17 protein-coding genes are annotated in these 16795 nt (G+C 68.2%); 10 read left to right on the top strand and 7 right to left on the bottom strand.

Annotated features, from left to right (window positions below):
* Window positions 1-59: 59 nt before the first annotated feature.
* The 4 genes from TVH25_RS16340 to mptB are packed head-to-tail and all read right to left on the bottom strand — an operon-like array spanning window position 60 to window position 4500.
* Complete coding sequence (locus tag TVH25_RS16340; RefSeq protein WP_169621883.1) at window positions 60-1025, bottom strand: COX15/CtaA family protein; 966 nt, start codon at window positions 1023-1025, stop codon at window positions 60-62.
* Between the two features lie 54 nt (window positions 1026-1079).
* Window positions 1080-1877 (bottom strand): ABC transporter permease, encoded by a 798-nt coding sequence (locus TVH25_RS16345; RefSeq protein ID WP_169621884.1) that lies wholly within the window; start codon window positions 1875-1877, stop codon window positions 1080-1082.
* A complete protein-coding gene (locus TVH25_RS16350; RefSeq protein WP_169621885.1) occupies window positions 1874-2818 on the bottom strand; it encodes an ABC transporter ATP-binding protein in 945 nt (314 codons plus the stop codon). Before TVH25_RS16350 ends, TVH25_RS16345 begins: the two co-directional genes overlap by 4 nt.
* Before the next feature lie 11 nt (window positions 2819-2829).
* Entirely contained in the window at window positions 2830-4500 is a 1671-nt protein-coding gene (gene mptB, locus TVH25_RS16355; protein ID WP_422424839.1) for a polyprenol phosphomannose-dependent alpha 1,6 mannosyltransferase MptB, read from the bottom strand.
* A 169-nt stretch (window positions 4501-4669) separates the two neighbouring features.
* On the opposite strand from mptB, the gene TVH25_RS16360 reads away from it, so the two are divergent.
* The 8 genes from TVH25_RS16360 (at window position 4670) to TVH25_RS16395 (ending at window position 11757) form a co-directional block, all read left to right on the top strand.
* A complete protein-coding gene (locus TVH25_RS16360; RefSeq protein ID WP_422424833.1) occupies window positions 4670-5401 on the top strand; it encodes a helix-turn-helix transcriptional regulator in 732 nt (243 codons plus the stop codon).
* A 95-nt stretch (window positions 5402-5496) separates the two neighbouring features.
* Window positions 5497-6942 (top strand): Fe-S cluster assembly protein SufB, encoded by a 1446-nt coding sequence (sufB, locus tag TVH25_RS16365; protein ID WP_169621888.1) that lies wholly within the window; start codon window positions 5497-5499, stop codon window positions 6940-6942.
* Window positions 6943-8181, top strand: a complete 1239-nt coding sequence (gene sufD, locus TVH25_RS16370) for a Fe-S cluster assembly protein SufD (protein ID WP_169621889.1) — start codon at window positions 6943-6945, stop codon at window positions 8179-8181.
* Window positions 8182-8236: 55 nt separating this feature from the next.
* Entirely contained in the window at window positions 8237-9034 is a 798-nt protein-coding gene (gene sufC, locus TVH25_RS16375; protein WP_169621890.1) for a Fe-S cluster assembly ATPase SufC, read from the top strand.
* Between the two features lie 4 nt (window positions 9035-9038).
* Window positions 9039-10295, top strand: coding sequence for a cysteine desulfurase (locus tag TVH25_RS16380; protein ID WP_169621891.1), 1257 nt, complete (start codon window positions 9039-9041; stop codon window positions 10293-10295).
* Window positions 10295-10798, top strand: coding sequence for a Fe-S cluster assembly sulfur transfer protein SufU (gene sufU / locus TVH25_RS16385; protein WP_169621892.1), 504 nt, complete (start codon window positions 10295-10297; stop codon window positions 10796-10798). The genes TVH25_RS16380 and sufU overlap by 1 nt, the downstream gene beginning before the upstream one ends.
* On the top strand, window positions 10795-11220 hold the full coding sequence (locus TVH25_RS16390) for a metal-sulfur cluster assembly factor (protein ID WP_169621893.1): 426 nt from the start codon (window positions 10795-10797) through the stop codon (window positions 11218-11220). Before sufU ends, TVH25_RS16390 begins: the two co-directional genes overlap by 4 nt.
* Before the next feature lie 15 nt (window positions 11221-11235).
* The gene (locus TVH25_RS16395; protein ID WP_422424836.1) at window positions 11236-11757 is read left to right on the top strand and encodes a MarR family winged helix-turn-helix transcriptional regulator; all 522 of its coding nucleotides are present in this window, start codon (window positions 11236-11238) and stop codon (window positions 11755-11757) included.
* A gap of 30 nt (window positions 11758-11787) precedes the next feature.
* On the opposite strand, the gene TVH25_RS16400 is transcribed toward TVH25_RS16395, so the two are convergent.
* Both TVH25_RS16400 and TVH25_RS16405 read right to left on the bottom strand, forming a co-directional pair.
* Window positions 11788-12810 carry a Ku protein gene (locus tag TVH25_RS16400; protein ID WP_169621894.1) on the bottom strand — a complete coding sequence of 341 codons (1023 nt, stop codon included), beginning with the start codon at window positions 12808-12810 and terminating at the stop codon, window positions 11788-11790.
* A gap of 76 nt (window positions 12811-12886) precedes the next feature.
* Complete coding sequence (locus TVH25_RS16405; protein ID WP_422424838.1) at window positions 12887-14002, bottom strand: lycopene cyclase family protein; 1116 nt, start codon at window positions 14000-14002, stop codon at window positions 12887-12889.
* Window positions 14003-14196: 194 nt separating this feature from the next.
* On the opposite strand from TVH25_RS16405, the gene TVH25_RS16410 reads away from it, so the two are divergent.
* Window positions 14197-15828: an ABC-F family ATP-binding cassette domain-containing protein gene (locus TVH25_RS16410; protein WP_169621896.1), complete on the top strand. Its 1632-nt coding sequence runs from the start codon at window positions 14197-14199 to the stop codon at window positions 15826-15828.
* Window positions 15829-15908: 80 nt separating this feature from the next.
* The gene (locus TVH25_RS16415; protein WP_169621897.1) at window positions 15909-16157 is read left to right on the top strand and encodes a helix-turn-helix domain-containing protein; all 249 of its coding nucleotides are present in this window, start codon (window positions 15909-15911) and stop codon (window positions 16155-16157) included.
* A 15-nt stretch (window positions 16158-16172) separates the two neighbouring features.
* Here TVH25_RS16415 and TVH25_RS16420 read toward each other — a convergent pair whose 3' ends face one another.
* Window positions 16173-16739 carry a TetR/AcrR family transcriptional regulator gene (locus TVH25_RS16420; protein ID WP_169621898.1) on the bottom strand — a complete coding sequence of 189 codons (567 nt, stop codon included), beginning with the start codon at window positions 16737-16739 and terminating at the stop codon, window positions 16173-16175.
* Window positions 16740-16795 lie beyond the last annotated feature (56 nt).

Raw genomic sequence — 16795 nt, forward strand, 5'->3', positions numbered from 1 at the left:
GTCCACATCGTCGATGTGGACGGCCCCGAGGTCTGTATGGGGGGACTGTCCGTGAGGCGTCAGACGGTGACCGGTTCGGGCACCGGTGCGGTGGTCCGGATCCGTCCGGCGGCCCAGACGGCGGCGGTCGCGGCGGTGCACAGCCCGGCGCCGGCGACGTGCAGCACGACCAGCACGGCAGGCACGTCGGTCCAGAACTGCACGAGTCCGATACATGCCTGGGCGGCGACGAGGGCGAGGACGACCTTCAGTCGGGTCTTGACCGCTTCGGGGGCGTGGAGGGCGTACACGGCGAACGCGAGCCCGACGAGCAGCGCGAGATAGCCGACGAGTGCTTCCGCGTGCAGGTGGACCAGCATCGTGATGTCGAGGTCGAGGCGAGGTACCGGGTTGTCGATGCTCTTGTCACCGGCGTGTGGTCCCGCACCGGTCACCATGGTGCCCAGGACGAGGACGCCCGCCAGCGCGACGGCGGACAGAGCGGTGAGCCAGCGCAACGGCTGGGGCAGCACCTGCACGACGATCCCGTCGTCCGGTTCTCCGACCTTGGCGTAGAGGATGACTGCGAGCCAGACCATCAGCATGGAGGCGAGCATGTGGATCGCCACGGTCCACCACACCAGGCCCGCGAGGACGGTGATTCCGCCGAGGATCGCCTGGACCACGGTGCCGGCGGGCATGAGCCACGCCCACGCGATCACTTCCTTGCGACGGCGCGCCCGGGTCACAGCGAGGACGATCGCCGCCGCGACAGCGACGACCACGAACGTGAGCAGTCTGTTTCCGAACTCGACGACCTGGTGCAGGGTGTGGACGTTGCTCGACACCCCGACCGGGACCAGCGATCCCGGGAAGCACTGCGGCCAGGTGGGGCAGCCGAGCCCGGACGCGGTCACGCGGACCACGGAACCGGTCACTGCGATGCCGCCCTGGGTGAGGATCGTCAGGAACGCGATGATCCGCTGCGCCCGGAGAGACGGCAAGGGGAGACGGTCGACAAGGCTCAGGTAGCCGCGATACAACACGGCCCCGATGCTACGGCGTCGTCCACTACAACGTGTAGTTGGGTGCTGCGCCGATCAGGTGAACCGGAACCATCTCACAGCGGCGGTCCCGCCGATCGCCGTCCACACCACCAGAACGGCGATCGACAGCCAGTCCACGCCGCCCGCCACGGCGGTGTCGAGCGCCAGCGTCAGCGCGCCCGACGGCACGAGGCGCACGACATGCAGCAGCGCGTCAGGAACGACATCGTCGAGCAGCACGATGCTGCCGATTCCGAGGAGCACGAACCAGACGATGTTCGCCAGCGCGAGCACGATCTCGGCCCGCAACGTGCCGCCGAGCAACAGTCCGAGGGTCGCGAACATCACCGTTCCGAGTGCGATCACGACGGCGCCGACGAGCAGTCCCACCGCGGTGGGCCGCCATCCGAGCGCGACGCCGATTCCTCCGAGGAGAATTGATTGCAGCACCACTACGATCCCGACAGCACCGCTTTTACCTGCGATGATGCCCCACTTCGGGAGTGCGGTCGCACCGATTCTTTTCAATGCACCGTATCTGCGGTCGAATCCGACGGCGATCGCTTGCCCGGTGAAGGCGGTCGACATGATCGCCACCATCATCACGGCGGGAAGAACGCGGGCGGCACGGTCCTCACCGAGATCGGCGATCGGCAGCAGGGTGAGACCGATCAGCAGCGTGATGGGGATGAACATCGTCAGCAGCAACTGCTCGCCGTTGCGCAGCAGTAGTTTCAGCTCCATCCGCGTCTGCGCCGCGAGCATCCTCGCCGGCGCATTCGGAGTGGGACGGGGCGTGAAGGTCCCCTCGGCGAATCGATTGTTCGCCAGTCGGTCGTGGGTCACGCTCACCCTCTCAGCTCCCGTCCGGTCAGTTCGAGGAACACGTCCTCGAGGCTGCGCTGGTCCACCCGGATCTCGGTGGCCAGCACACCCAGCTTCTCGCACCACTGCGCTGCCGCGGCGACGACGGACGGTTCGACCGCACCTTCGATCAGGTAGCGGCCGGGGAGTGCTTCGCGGACCCGGCAGGTGCCGGTCAGCGCGGATTGCAGCGGTGCCACGTCGAGAGCGGGCGGGGCCGTCACCCACAACTGTCCCTCCGCGCCGGTGCGCATGACTTCTTCCGGGGTTCCCGCCGCCACGACGCTGCCGTGATCGATGATCACGATTTCGTCGGCGAGTTCTTCGGCTTCGTCCATCAGGTGCGTGGTCAGCAGCACGCTCACGCCGTCGCGGCGCAACGCGTCGATCAATTCCCAGACCAGCAGCCGGGCCTGTGCGTCGAGACCGGCTGTGGGCTCGTCGAGGAACACCAGTTCGGGTCGGCCGACCAGGGCGCACGCCAGCGCGAGACGCTGCTGCTGGCCTCCGGACAACCGCCGGTACGGGGTACGCCGCGCTTCCTCCAGGCCGAGACGATGGAGCAACCAGTCCGGATCGAGGGGATCTGCCGAGTAGGCGGCCACGAGGTCGAGCATCTCGCCCGCACGGGACCCGGGGTAGGCGCCGCCGCCTTGCAGCATCACGCCGATCCGTGGCCGCAGCGCGTCGGAGTCGGCGACCGGATCGAGTCCGAGCACCCGGACGGAGCCCGCATCGGGCGTCACGAACCCCTCGCACATCTCGACGGTGGTCGTCTTCCCGGCGCCGTTCGGGCCGAGCAGGGCGAGCACCTGGGCGCGTTCGACCGTCAGGTCGAGGCGGTCCACCGCGGTGACGCCCCCATAGGTCTTCACAACGCCGTCCAGGCGCACGGCCGGCACTGCGGCGGAGGGAGAACTCGGGGTCACAGGGTTCCAGCCTAGGCGTCGGCGGTTTCCGGCGGGCGCGCCGGTGCGCGCTCCTCACCCCGCCACGGCAGGATGTTGCGCGTCGCGACGATGAGCAGACCCACCACCGCGATGGTGGCGATGGCGGCCTGCACGATGATGAACGGCTGATACTCGCCACCGTTCGGCATCAGGATCACGCTCACCACCGACGAGAACGCGATCGTGGGAATGCGGAAGATCGGGCGGGTCGCCCACGCGGCCAGGGGAATCACCGCCCAGAGCAGGTACCAGGGCTGCACCACCGGGAACAGGAGCACGATCGCGCCGAGCGAGACGCCGAGCGCGCCGACGGGGTGGATCCGGCCCGTCAGGGTTGCCAGCAGCATCCGCACCGTGATGAACGCGGCGACCACGGCGGCGATAGGGCGCGTGATGGACAACACAGCCGTCGTGTGGTCGCCGAGACCGAGCAGGACCCCGCCGAGCCCCGTGCCCATCCCGAGCAGTGTCGGAATCGACATCCAGCTGCGGACCTCGGTGGCGGTGCCGAGAGTCTGCGTCCATCCCAGGCCCAGGCCACTGCCCCAGCTGACGACGCCGATCACCAGTACGGCGCCGATCCCGAGCATCACCGCCGTGGTCACAACTGCGCGGACGCCGCCGCCTCGCCTCCGCGCGAGGGCCATGCCCACGAAACCGAGTGCGAGTAGTGAAGGCAACTTGATCATGGCGGAGAGCGCGATGAGCGCGGTACCCGCGGCGATCCAGGCCGTCGCGCGGTTGCGGTACGCGCGGCCGTCCGGGGTGTCGACGTAGACGCCGCGCAGCGCCAGTTCCACGCCGGTGAGCATGAGGCCGAGCATCAGTGCCTCGTTGTGGACGCCGGCAACCAGGTGGAAGAGCAGGAGCGGGTTCGCGGCGCCGAGCCACAGTGCGCTCACGGACGCGACCCCGCAGCGTCGCGCCAGCCGAGGCAGCGCCCACACGATCAATGCGACCCCGACCAGCGCGAAGAGCCGGTGTACGAAGATTCCGGCGACGATGTTCTCGCCGGTGAGCGCCGCGATCTTCTCGCCGAGCCACAGGAATGCCGGGCCGTAGGGCGCCGAAGTGTCGCGCCAGATGTTGGGCACCGTCCGCGTCAGCACATGGTCGACTCCGAGCGCGCCGGCGGGACCGATGGCATACGGATCCAGTCCGCGCGCCGCGATCTCGCTCTGCGCGAGATAGGAATACACGTCTTTGCTGAACATCGGCGGTGCGACGACGAGCGGCACGATCCACAGCAACAGGGTCCGGTCGAGCTGGGAGCGCGTCAGCCTGCGGGGTTGTCCGTCCGGGTCGCGGCGGCCGATGGCGAATCGGCCCAGCAGAAGCCAGGCGAGCACCACGAGCACGATGCCCGTCATCGTCACCGTCAGTGCCGCACTGGGCATCCGTGCGGCCAGGCCGAGTCCGCGGACTCCCTGCACCGGATTCTGCAGGACGGGTTGCGCCCCGGCGCCGAGCGCACCGATCGCCATCAGTACGGCGCCGGTCGCACCGAACAGCCTGATCCGGTGCAGCTGCGTGGTCTCGACCGGATCGAGCCCACGACCCTCGGTCTCGTCGCCGTGCAGCACGACGGAGACGTCGGCCCGGGGACTCGGACGGTCGAGTCCGAGTGCGCGTCGCGTCAGGTCGAGGATGCGCGGCCCGATGCCGGGTCGCCCCGCCGCGACCGGGTTCTCGCTCGGACTGAGGGGTGGGTTCGACGGCACCCGAGCAGCGTAACGGGCGGCGTCCGCGGCACCGGACGGCTCCGGGATCGAAGGGTGAGGAAGGGCACCCTTGGTGGAACAGTTTCCTGAATTCCGTCACACTGGTGTTGTGAAATCATCGACCGCACTCGACGTGCAAGCAGAACGCACAGGTCACGCGCCTGTCGCGCGCGCTGCTGCGACCGGTCGCGATGCACACGAAGGTCAGACCCGCGCCGCGGTGGTGAAGCTTCTCGTCGAACACGGACCCATCACCGCACCCGAAATCGGGGAGCGACTCGGACTCAGCGCGGCAGGCGTGCGTCGCCACCTCGACGCCCTGATCGAATCGGGTGAAGCCGAGGCCGCCGCACCGTCACGCCGGCAGGGCCGCGGCAGGGGCAGACCCGCGCGACGCTTCCAGCTCACGGCCGTCGGGCGGGGGCGGCGGGGGCCCCCCCACGCCGCTCTTGGCCCAGCCGCCCGGCGCCCCCGGGGGGGGGTCGGGGGCGAAGCCGCAATCGAGGACTTCGCGCGACGGCGCGTCCAGTCGATCCTCAGCGGGATCGACCCCGCCGGTCAGGACGTGGAAGAAACCGCCGAAGAGATCGCCGGAGCCTTCTCCGCATCGGGATTCGCGGCGTCCACCCGCCGGGTCGGCCCGGGCGTACAGATCTGCCAGCACCATTGCCCCGTGTCCCACGTGGCCGAGCAGTTCCCGGAACTGTGCGAAGCGGAAGAGGAGGCGTTCGTGGAGATCCTCGGAACCCACGTGCAGCGGCTCGCGACCATCGCCAACGGCGACGCGTTCTGCACCACTCACGTGCCGGTCCTCCCGGCCAAGGAGCCGCCGAGCTCTTGACGCCTGCAGGAACCACCCCCGACTTCGTGAACTACCCGATGACAGTCGGCGCGCAGCCCACGCCGACCACACCACAGACTCCGGAAGGAGCTCGCATGACCGTCACCTCGGACCAGACGTCCACCGGCGCACCGCTGACGCAAGAAGAGACGATCGATTCTCTCGGTCACTACCAGTTCGGCTGGTCGGACCCCGACGCCGCAGGCGCTGCAGCGCAACGAGGCCTGTCCGAGCACGTCGTGCGGGACATCTCGGCCAAGAAGAGCGAGCCCGAGTGGATGCTCGACATTCGCCTCAAGGCACTGCGCACCTTCGACAAGAAGCCGATGCCGGGCTGGGGGTCGGATCTCGACGGGATCGACTTCGACAACATCAAGTACTTCGTGCGCTCGACCGAGAAGCAGGCCGCGAGCTGGGACGAGTTGCCCGCGGACATCAAGAACACCTACGACAAGCTGGGCATCCCCGAGGCCGAGAAGCAGCGGCTGATCTCCGGTGTCGCAGCCCAGTACGAGTCCGAGGTCGTCTATCACCAGATCCGTGAGGACCTCGAACAGCAGGGCGTCATCTTCCTCGACACCGACTCCGGTCTGCGCGAGCACCCCGAGCTGTTCCGCGAGTACTTCGGCACGGTGATCCCGGCCGGTGACAACAAGTTCTCGGCGCTCAACACCGCGGTGTGGTCGGGCGGCTCGTTCATCTACGTTCCGCCGGGTGTGCACGTCGACATCCCGCTCCAGGCGTACTTCCGGATCAACACCGAGAACATGGGTCAGTTCGAGCGGACCCTGATCATCGTCGACGAGGGTGCCTCCGTGCACTACGTCGAGGGCTGCACCGCGCCGATCTACAAGTCCGACTCGCTGCACTCCGCCGTGGTCGAGATCATCGTCAAGAAGGGCGGCCACTGCCGCTACACGACGATCCAGAACTGGTCGAACAACGTCTACAACCTGGTGACCAAGCGCACCAAGGTCGAGGCCGGCGGCTCGATGGAATGGATCGACGGCAACATCGGTTCCAAGGTGACGATGAAGTACCCGGCAGTGTGGATGATGGGCGAGCACGCCCGCGGTGAGGTGCTCTCCGTGGCGTTCGCCGGTGAGGGCCAGCACCAGGACACGGGCGCGAAGATGCTGCACCTGGCTCCGCACACGTCGTCGACCATCGTGTCGAAGTCGGTGGCCCGCGGTGGCGGACGCGCGTCGTACCGCGGTCTCGTGCAGGTCAACAAGGGCGCCTACGGGTCCAAGTCGACCGTCAAGTGCGACGCACTGCTCGTCGACCAGATCAGCCGCTCGGACACCTACCCGTACGTGGACATCCGCGAGGACGACGTGACCATGGGTCACGAGGCCACCGTGTCCAAGGTGAGCGACGACCAGCTGTTCTACCTCATGAGCCGCGGCCTCAACGAGGACGAGGCGATGGCGATGGTGGTTCGCGGATTCGTCGAGCCCATCGCGAAGGAGCTGCCGATGGAGTACGCCCTCGAGCTCAACCGACTGATCGAACTGCAGATGGAAGGGGCAGTCGGCTAAATGACTGCGGAAGCGAAGAACATTCCCACCACCGGTGCGCCGACAGGCGCCACCGGTGTCCAGGACGCGGTGCGCGGCGAGAACCGCGCCCCGTCCGGCAAGCCGGCAACCAACAAGGGTGAGGTGTTCACGTCGTTCGACGTGAACGCTTTCGAAGTTCCCTCCGGACGCGACGAGATCTGGCGCTTCACGCCGCTGCGCCGCCTGCGCGGACTGCACGACGGCAGTGCCGTCGCCGACGGCACCGCCACCGTCGAGGTCGCTCCCGTCGACGGCGTCCGGATCGAGACCGTGGGCCGCGACGACGCACGACTCGGCCAGGGCGGTGTCCCGTTCGACCGCGTCGCCGCACAGGCGTACTCATCGTTCGAGTCCGCGACCGTCGTCACCGTCGGCCGCGAAACCGAGATCGCCGATCCCGTCGTCGTCACGGTCACCGGACCGGGCGAGGGCAAGGTCGCCTACGGGCACCTGCAGGTCCGCCTCGAGGCGTTCGCCCGGGCCACCGTGGTCGTGGACCAGCGGGGGAGCGGCACGTACGCCGAGAACGTCGAGTTCATCGTCGGCGACAGCGCGCAGCTCAAGGTCGTCGCGGTGCAGGACTGGGCCGACGACGCCGTCCATGTCGCCGCGCATCACGCACGGCTGGGCCGCGACGCCGTGCTCCGTCACTTCACCGTCGCGCTCGGCGGTGATCTGGTCCGCGTGTCCGCGACCACCAAGTACGACGGGCCCGGCGGCGACGCCGAGTTGCTCGGACTCTACTTCGCGGATGCCGGACAGCACCTCGAACAGCGTCTGCTCGTCGACCACTCGCAGCCCAACTGCAAGTCGAACGTGGTCTACAAGGGCGCTCTGCAGGGCGATCCCGGTTCGGGAAAGCCGGACGCGCACACCGTGTGGATCGGCGACGTGCTCATCCGTGCCGCGGCCGAAGGCACCGACACGTTCGAGCTCAACCGCAATCTCGTGCTCACCGACGGTGCCCGCGCAGATTCGGTGCCCAACCTCGAGATCGAGACAGGCGAGATCGTCGGTGCCGGCCACGCTTCCGCGACCGGCCGTTTCGACGACGAGCAGCTGTTCTACCTGCGGTCGCGCGGTATCCCGGAAGATCAGGCGCGCCGCCTCGTCGTGCGCGGCTTCTTCCACGAGCTGCTCGAGCGGATCACGGTGCCCGAGATTCGCGAGCGTCTCGAGGCCGCCATCGAAGCAGAGCTCGAGGCAGTCGGCGTCTGACCGGCTCCGCACGACCCGTAACCCCGATACTTCTTCTTTAAGGAACCACTGATCGATGTCCACACCTGAGAACGTCCTCGAGATCAAGGACCTGCACGTTCGCGTCGCCCAGACCGATGCGAACGCCGAGCCCATCGACATCCTCAAGGGCGTCGACCTCACCGTCCGCTCCGGCGAGACGCACGCCATCATGGGGCCCAACGGCTCCGGCAAGTCCACCCTGTCGTACGCGATCGCCGGGCACCCCAAGTACGAGGTGACCTCCGGCAGCATCACCCTCAACGGTGAAGACGTGCTGGCGATGACCGTCGACGAGCGTGCCCGCGCCGGACTGTTCCTCGCGATGCAGTACCCCGTCGAGGTCCCCGGCGTCTCGATGTCGAACTTCCTGCGCACCGCCGTGACGGCGGCCCGGGGCGAGGCTCCCAAGCTCCGTCACTGGATCAAGGAAGTGAAGGGAGCGATGACCGAACTCGACATCGACCCCGCTTTCGGTGAGCGCAGCGTCAACGAAGGTTTCTCCGGCGGCGAGAAGAAGCGCCACGAGATTCTTCAGCTCGGACTCATCAAGCCGCGCATCGCGATCCTCGACGAGACCGACTCCGGGCTCGACGTGGACGCCCTGCGTGTGGTGTCCGAAGGCGTGAACCGCTACCAGGAACGTGAGCACGGCGGCGTTCTGCTGATCACCCACTACACCCGGATCCTGCGGTACATCAAGCCGCAGTTCGTCCATGTGTTCGTCGGTGGCCGCATCGTCCAGTCCGGTGGCCCCGAACTCGCCGACGAACTCGAGACCAACGGCTACGAGCGCTTCACCCACGCTGCAGCCGCAGACACACAGGGAGCGTGATCGGATGACGGTGCCGGTGCGGACGCTCGACGTCGCCCGGATCAGGGCCGACTTCCCGATCCTCGGGCGGACGGTGCGCGACGACAAGCCACTGGTCTACCTCGACTCGGGTGCGACGTCGCAGCGGCCCGTCCAGGTCCTCGACGCCGAACGTGAGTTCCTCACGACCTGCAACGCCGCGGTCCACCGAGGCGCGCACGCGTTGTCGGAGGAAGCGACGGACGCCTACGAAGGTGCCCGCGCCGTCATCGCCGGCTTCGTCGGTGTCGACGCCGACGAGGTGGTGTTCACCAAGAACGCCACCGAGGCGCTCAACCTGGTGGCGTACGCCTTCGCCGACGATCGTTTCCCGCATGCGCTCGGCCCCGGTGACGAGATCGTGGTCACCGAGCTCGAGCATCATGCGAACCTCGTGCCCTGGCAGGAACTCGCGCGGCGTACCGGCGCGACGTTGCGCTGGTACGGCGTCACGGACGAGGGCCGGATCGACCTCGACTCGCTCGAGCTCACCGACGCCGTCAAGGTGGTGGCGTTCTCGCACCAGTCCAACGTCACCGGCGCCGTCGCACCCGTCGAGGAGATCGTCCGGCGGGCACGGACGGTCGGAGCGCTCGTCGTGCTCGACGCCTGCCAGTCGGTGCCGCACGCGGCGGTGGACTTCCGGGAACTCGGCGTCGACTTCGCCGCGTTCTCCGGGCACAAGATGCTCGGCCCGTCCGGGATCGGCGTGCTGTACGGCCGCCGCGACCTGCTCGCCGACGTTCCGCCGTTCATCACCGGTGGCTCGATGATCGAGACGGTCACCATGGACGCCACCACGTTCGCGGCACCCCCGCAGCGATTCGAGGCCGGCTCGCCCATGTCGTCGCAGGCCGTCGGGCTCGGTGCCGCAGTGCGGTACCTGCAGGACATCGGCATGGACGCGGTGGCAGCCCACGAGCACGAGTTGACCGCCGCGGCGCTCACCGAACTCGGTGACATCGCCGGCGTGCGCATCATCGGGCCCACCACCGCCGAGCAGCGTGGCGGCGCAGTGTCGTTCGTCGTCGACGGCATCCACGCCCACGATCTCGGGCAGATCCTCGACGACGAGGGCGTGGAGATCCGGGTGGGTCACCACTGCGCGTGGCCGTTGCACCGCCGCTTCGGGGTCGCGGCGACCGCTCGCGCGTCGTTCGCGGTGTACAACACGCTCGACGAGGTTCGGGCGCTCGGCGCAGCCGTGCGGCGCGCCCAGGAATTCTTCGGGGAGCGTGGCTGATGCGGATGGAGCAGATGTACCAGGAGGTCATCCTGGACCATTACAAGCGCCCGCACCACCGCGGGTTGCGAGAGCCGTACGGCGCAGAGGTGCACCACGTCAATCCGACGTGCGGCGACGAGGTGACACTGCGCGTGCATCTCGACGGCGGTGCTGTGGCCGACGTGTCGTACGACGGTCAGGGCTGTTCCATCAGCCAGGCCGCCACCTCGGTTCTCACCGATCAGGTGATCGGGATGCCCGTCGCCGACGCACTCGCGACGGTCGACAGCTTCGTCGAGATGGTGGGTAGCCGAGGCACCGTCGAAGGTGACGAGGACGTGCTCGGTGACGGCATAGCCTTCGCCGGTGTGTCGAAGTACCCGGCACGCGTCAAGTGCGCACTGCTGGGCTGGATGGCTTTCAAGGACGCCGTCGCGCAGATCGTGGACCGGAGCAGCGACGCTGCCGGCCTCGGGACCGGCGACGCCGACACCGTTTCGAGCGGAGGACAGAACCGATGACAGAACCCGCCCCCGGCACCTCGAACCCCGAGAGCGCCACAACACCCGCATCCGACGACACCAGCGGAGACACCACGACGCTGGTCGCCGACACGGTGCCACCGCTGGATCCGGTCCGGCTCGACGAGCTCGAAGAGGCGATGCGCGATGTCGTCGACCCGGAACTCGGCATCAACGTGGTCGACCTCGGGCTGGTGTACGGCATCTCCGAGTCCGAAGACGCCGTCACGGTCGACATGACTCTCACCTCCGCCGCATGCCCGCTCACCGATGTGATCGAGGACCAGGCACGCAATGCGCTCGTGCGCAGCGGCCTGTGCCCCGACCTCCGCATCAACTGGGTGTGGATGCCGCCGTGGGGCCCCGACAAGATCACCGATGACGGTCGCGAGCAGCTGCGCGCGCTCGGCTTCACCGTGTGACAGTTGCGGATCTTCGTGACCGACACGGATATCCGAGCAGACGAGGACGGCGGTAGCGTCCCGCCCGGACCGGGCGGGGCCGTCGAGCCCGGACCGGGCGCCGAGGTAGCCGCCGATCCCGTCGTCGCGCTCGAGCACGAGATGATCGCGGTGGTACGGCGTTTCCGAAGGCTGATCGCCGAGCGGGCCCGCGCGGTGCACCCGAAGCTGGACCCGGTCTGCTACCCGATGTTGCTGATGCTGCGTCGTGCCGACGCGGTCGCGATGTCGGATCTGCTCGCAGAGTTGGCGATCGAGAAATCGACGCTCACCCGCCGCATCGACAGCGCTGCACGCCTCGGGCTGGTCGAACGCATCCCCGACCCGGACGACGCGCGTGCCCGCCTGGTGGCACTCGACCCGGACTGCCGACGCAAACTCGACGAGATCCTGGGCGACGAGACCGAACTGTGGCGTCAGCGGCTGTCGGGGTGGGAGGCCGCGGACATTCGCGAACTCACCGTCCTGCTGCACCGCCTCGGGGAGTCCATGGACTGAACCGGGCGGCCGTCGCAGGACCCGCCGGCGTCACGCGCCTTTGCGTTCGCTGCTCTTCTTCGCCGGGGACTTCTTGGCGGCAGTCTTCTTCGCCGGGGTTTTCTTTGCGGTCGTCTTCTTCGCCGCAGACCCGTCGCTCGACGAGTCCTTGCCGCCGGCGTTCTTGGCCGGTGTTTTCTTGGCTGCTGTCTTCTTCGCGGTGGTCTTCTTCGCAGAGGACGACCCGGACGACTTTTCCTCCGACGCCCTGCCGGACGTGCGACCGGACCCCGTGCCCGCGGCCTCGACGCTGCGCTGGAGCGCGGCAACAAGATCGAGCACTTCGGCATCTTCACCGCCGGAGTCCGGCTCGGCGACCTGGAACACTTTCTCGCCGCCACGCGCGAGGGCGTCGTCGATCAGGGCCCGCAGTTCGACCTGGTATTCGTCGGTGAACTCGGTGGGATCGAAATCGCCCGACATCGACTCGACGAGTGTCTCCGCCATCGCCAGTTCTCGCGGCTTCGGTTTCTCGACCCCGTCGAGCGACGGGAACTCGGCGGCGCGGACCTCGTCCGGCCACAGGAGCGTCTGCAACACCAGCAGTCCGTCCCGGTTGCGCAGCGCGGCGAGTCGGGTGCGTTGCCGCAGGGTGAAATGCACCAGCGCGATCCGGTCGCTCTGGTCGAGGGTCGCGGCCAGCAGGGCATACGCCTTCGGCGACGTGGAATCCGGTTCGAGATAGTACGACTTCTCGAAGAGCATCGGGTCGATCTGCTCGGACGGCACGAATTCCAGCACCGGGATCTCGTGTTTCTCCGCTGCGGGCAGCTTCTCGAAGTCCTCGTCGGTCAGGACGACCCGCTCACCGTTGTCGGAGTCGTACGCCTTGTCGATCTCCTGGAACGGGACTACTTCCCCGCATTCGGAACACACACGCTGGTACTTGATGCGTCCGCCGTCCTTGGCGTGCACCTGGTGGAACTTGATGTCGTGGGACTCGGTTGCCGAATACACTTTGACCGGCACGTTGACGAGGCCGAACGCGATGGCACCTTTCCAAATCGACCGCATCTCTCCATCATGATCGACGATCCGGACATGCGCTGAAAAGAAGCCGAAATCGGTCCGGGTGTCGCAGAGACGTGCGTCACCACGCCGAGCGCAGAACAGCGCCGCGCAGGGGTCCCGGCAGACGTCGGAAGAGCGTCCACATCGTGCCGGCGACGGCCGTGAGATCGGCGCGGCCGGAGAGGTAGGCCCGCTGTTGCTCGGTGGGCAGACCGAAGAACTCGTCGAAGAAGGCTGCGGCGGACTGCGCGTCGAGCCGGAGCAGCACACGTAACCCCAGGCCACGCAGCGCGGCGACACCACGGGCGGACGCCGGCCACAGCACCTGCCGCGGATCGGACCCGGCGAGCACGGAGGCGACGAGGGCGTCCGCCGTGGAGAGGGCCGTCGCGACGGCATAGCCGGTCGCGGGGTGCATGAGTCCGCCCCGCGCGCCGAATCCGACCACCCCGGGCTCGCTACGGATGCCTTCCACAGCGAACCGCACCTTCTCGGTCCGTTCCGGGTCCCCGGTCGCGATGCCCCGCGCCGCCAGCCGGACGTCGAGTCGTCGCTGCAACTCCGGGAGCGTCAGAGGCGGCCGCCCCACCAGGCAGGTTTCCTCGAGGAGGGTGAGCCCGCCGCCCAGCGGCATCGCGTACAGGAACGACGGGACATCGGAGGAGTCGGTGCCGTTGTCGCGCCGCCAATCCATGAACCAGGCCTGCTGCCCTTCCAGGGCGGATGCGGCGGTGGCGTCGTCGAGCACCCGCCCGAAGGCGGTTTGCGCGGCGCGATCCGGGCCCGCGGGCACCCCCCGCGCGTCGATCACGTACCGGGCGCGAATCCGGTCGCCGGTGCTCAGGACCGCGCTGTGCGCGTCGATCGTGTCCACCCGCCCGCGCACCACGGACACCTCCTCGAGATCGAGGCAGTCCTGGAGCCGGGCTGTGTCGAGGATCCGGTACGGCCGGGTCAACTCGTGGAGCGTCGAGGCCCATACCGCAGGGGTGGCGACCTCCGCCGCGGTGACGCGCTCCGGCAGCCACGACGGGAGTTCGTCCCGCCACGCCCCGTATGTCGCCGTCCACCGCCGCGACGGTTGGGGATCCACGGCGATCACGTCGAGACCGGCGCGGGCGGCGCGGGCGGCGACTGCCCGCCCCGCGGGACCGAGTCCGGCGACCAGCACGTCGGTGGGGGAGGAGACAGGCACGACCACAGAGTAGGCGGGCGCCGGCGCAGTCTGCCGAAGCGCGCCCGGACGCGGCATCCGCAGCGGCGCTTGCGCGTGCGTAGTAGTGCATCTCACGGCTGGGAACGCGGACGAACAGGGTAAACTGGGTAGTTCGTGTGCCCCGCCTCGCGGTTCATGGCACCCACCCCGTCGTCGTCTAGGAGTTCTTGCCTGTGATCACCGCTACCGATCTCGAAGTCCGCGCAGGTGTGCGGACCCTGCTCTCCGCGCCCGGGTCGGCGCTGCGGGTGCAGGCCGGCGATCGGATCGGTCTGGTGGGGCGCAACGGCGCGGGCAAGACCACCACGCTGCGGATCCTCGCGGGCGAAGGCGAGCCGTATGCCGGCACCGTGATCCGATCCGGGGAAGTGGGTTACCTCCCGCAGGACCCCAAGGAGGGCAACCTCGACGTCCTCGCGAAGGACCGGGTGCTGTCCGCTCGAGGACTCGACGAACTGTTGCGGGGCATGGAGAAGCAACAGGCACTGATGGCGGAATCGGTCGACGAGAAGATCCGCGACCGTGCCGTCCGGAAGTACGGATCTCTCGAGGAACGCTTCTCGACGCTCGGCGGATACGTGGCCGAGTCGGAGGCGGCCCGCATCTGCAACAGCCTCGGATTGCCCGACCGCGTCCTCGGCCAGGCCCTGCACACGCTCTCCGGTGGCCAGCGCCGCCGCGTGGAACTCGCGCGCATCCTGTTCGCGGCGTCCGACGGCTCGGGCGGCAAGTCGAACACGACCCTGCTGCTGGACGAGCCGACGAACCACCTCGACGCCGACTCCATCACCTGGTTGCGAGGCTTCCTGCAGAGCCACGACGGCGGCCTGATCGTGATCAGCCACGACGTGGATCTGCTCGCCGATGTCGTCAACAAAGTCTGGTTCCTCGACGCGGTGCGCGGCGAAGCCGACATCTACAACATGGACTGGAAGAAGTACCTCGACGCCCGCGCTACCGATGAACAGCGTCGGCGCCGGGAGCGCGCCAACGCGGAGAAGAAGGCGTCGGCCCTGCACAAGCAGGCTGCCAAGCTCGGAGCGAAGGCCACCAAGGCCACCGCCGCGCAGAACATGGCCAAGCGCGCCGACAAGCTTCTCAACGATCTCGACGACGTGCGGGTCGCGGACAAGGTCGCGAAGATCCGGTTCCCCACGCCTGCCGCGTGCGGCAAGACCCCGCTCATGGCGAAGAACCTGACCAAGGTCTATGGGTCGCTCGAGATCTTCACGGGTGTCGACCTCGCCATCGACCGGGGCACCCGCGTGGTGATCCTCGGTCTCAACGGCGCCGGTAAGACCACGCTTCTGCGTCTGCTCGCCGGGACGGAGAAGCCCGATCTCGGCGAACTCGTGCCGGGTCACGGGCTCAAGGTGGGTTACTTCGCTCAGGAGCACGACACGATCGACGACTCGGCGTCGGTGTGGGAGAACATCCGCCACGCCGCGCCCGACGCGGGTGAACAGGATCTGCGCGGTCTGCTCGGTGCGTTCATGTTCACCGGGCCGCAACTCGATCAGCCGGCCGGCACGCTGTCCGGCGGCGAGAAGACCCGGCTTGCGCTTGCGGGTCTGGTGTCGTCGGCAGCGAACGTGCTGCTCCTCGACGAGCCGACCAACAACCTCGACCCCGTCTCCCGTGAGCAGGTGCTCGACGCGCTCCGCAGCTACGAGGGGGCGGTCGTGCTCGTGACACACGATCCCGGCGCGGCCGAGGCTCTCAACCCGGAACGGGTCATCATGCTGCCGGACGGCACCGAGGATCACTGGTCCCAGGACTACCTGGAGCTCATCCAGCTCGCATGATCCGATCCGATCCGCTTCGGTGATCGTTTCGGTCCTTTAGCCTTGAACCAGGACCTTTGTCGAGGTGCCGGGAGGAACCGATGGTGCGAAATCCCGATCGTGGCCAGACGACGTTCGCGAAGGGAACCCGGATCACCGGGGATTCGCGGGACCGATTGCAAGCGGAACTCAAACGCCGCTACGAGGCAGGTGCAAGCATTCGCACCCTCGCCCACGAAACCGGACGTTCCTACGGTTTCGTCCACAACGTGCTGGTGGAGTCGGACGTCCAGCTTCGCGGGCGAGGTGGGCCGAATCGCCGCAGGGCAACAGCCGACAAGAGCGCGTGACGGACGTCGCCGGGATCAGTCCCGGCGCCGCACCGATTCTTCGACGAGGTCGAGGACTGCGCACAGTTCCTTTTCGGCATGCCCGGAGGCGAGGCGGGCGATGAGCCCGTCGAGCACCAGGTCCAGGTAGCCCACCAGAACCTCGGTGGGCACGTCGTCGCGCAGGCGACCGGCTTCGCGCTGCCGTTCCAGACGCCCGACGGTCGCAGCGGTCAGTTCCGCGGAGTGCTGGGTCCACTCCTTGGCGAACTCCGGATCGGTCCGCAGGCGCCGCGTGATCTCGAGCCGGGTACCGAGCCAGTCGAACTGGTCGGGCGAGGACAGCATGTCGCGCATGACCTGCACCAGGCCTTCGTTGGCGGCCACGTCGGCCATCCGCTTGGCGTCCTCCTGCGCAAGCGCGAGGAACAACCCGTCCTTGTCTTTGAAATGGTGGAAGATTGCGCCGCGGGAGAGACCCGTGGCCTCCTCGAGGCGGCGCACGGTGGCGCCGTCGTAGCCGTATTCGGCGAAGCAACGCCGGGCGCCGTCGAGGATCTGACTTCGGCGCGCGGCGAGGTGGTGCTCACTGACCTTGGGCACCGCGACCGTCCTTTCCCGATGTGGACGGCGGGCCCGAGACGAGACGTCCCGGGCCC

The organism is Rhodococcus sp. 7Tela_A2, from assembly GCF_049311045.1.
Classification (GTDB): Bacteria; Actinomycetota; Actinomycetes; order Mycobacteriales; family Mycobacteriaceae; genus Rhodococcus.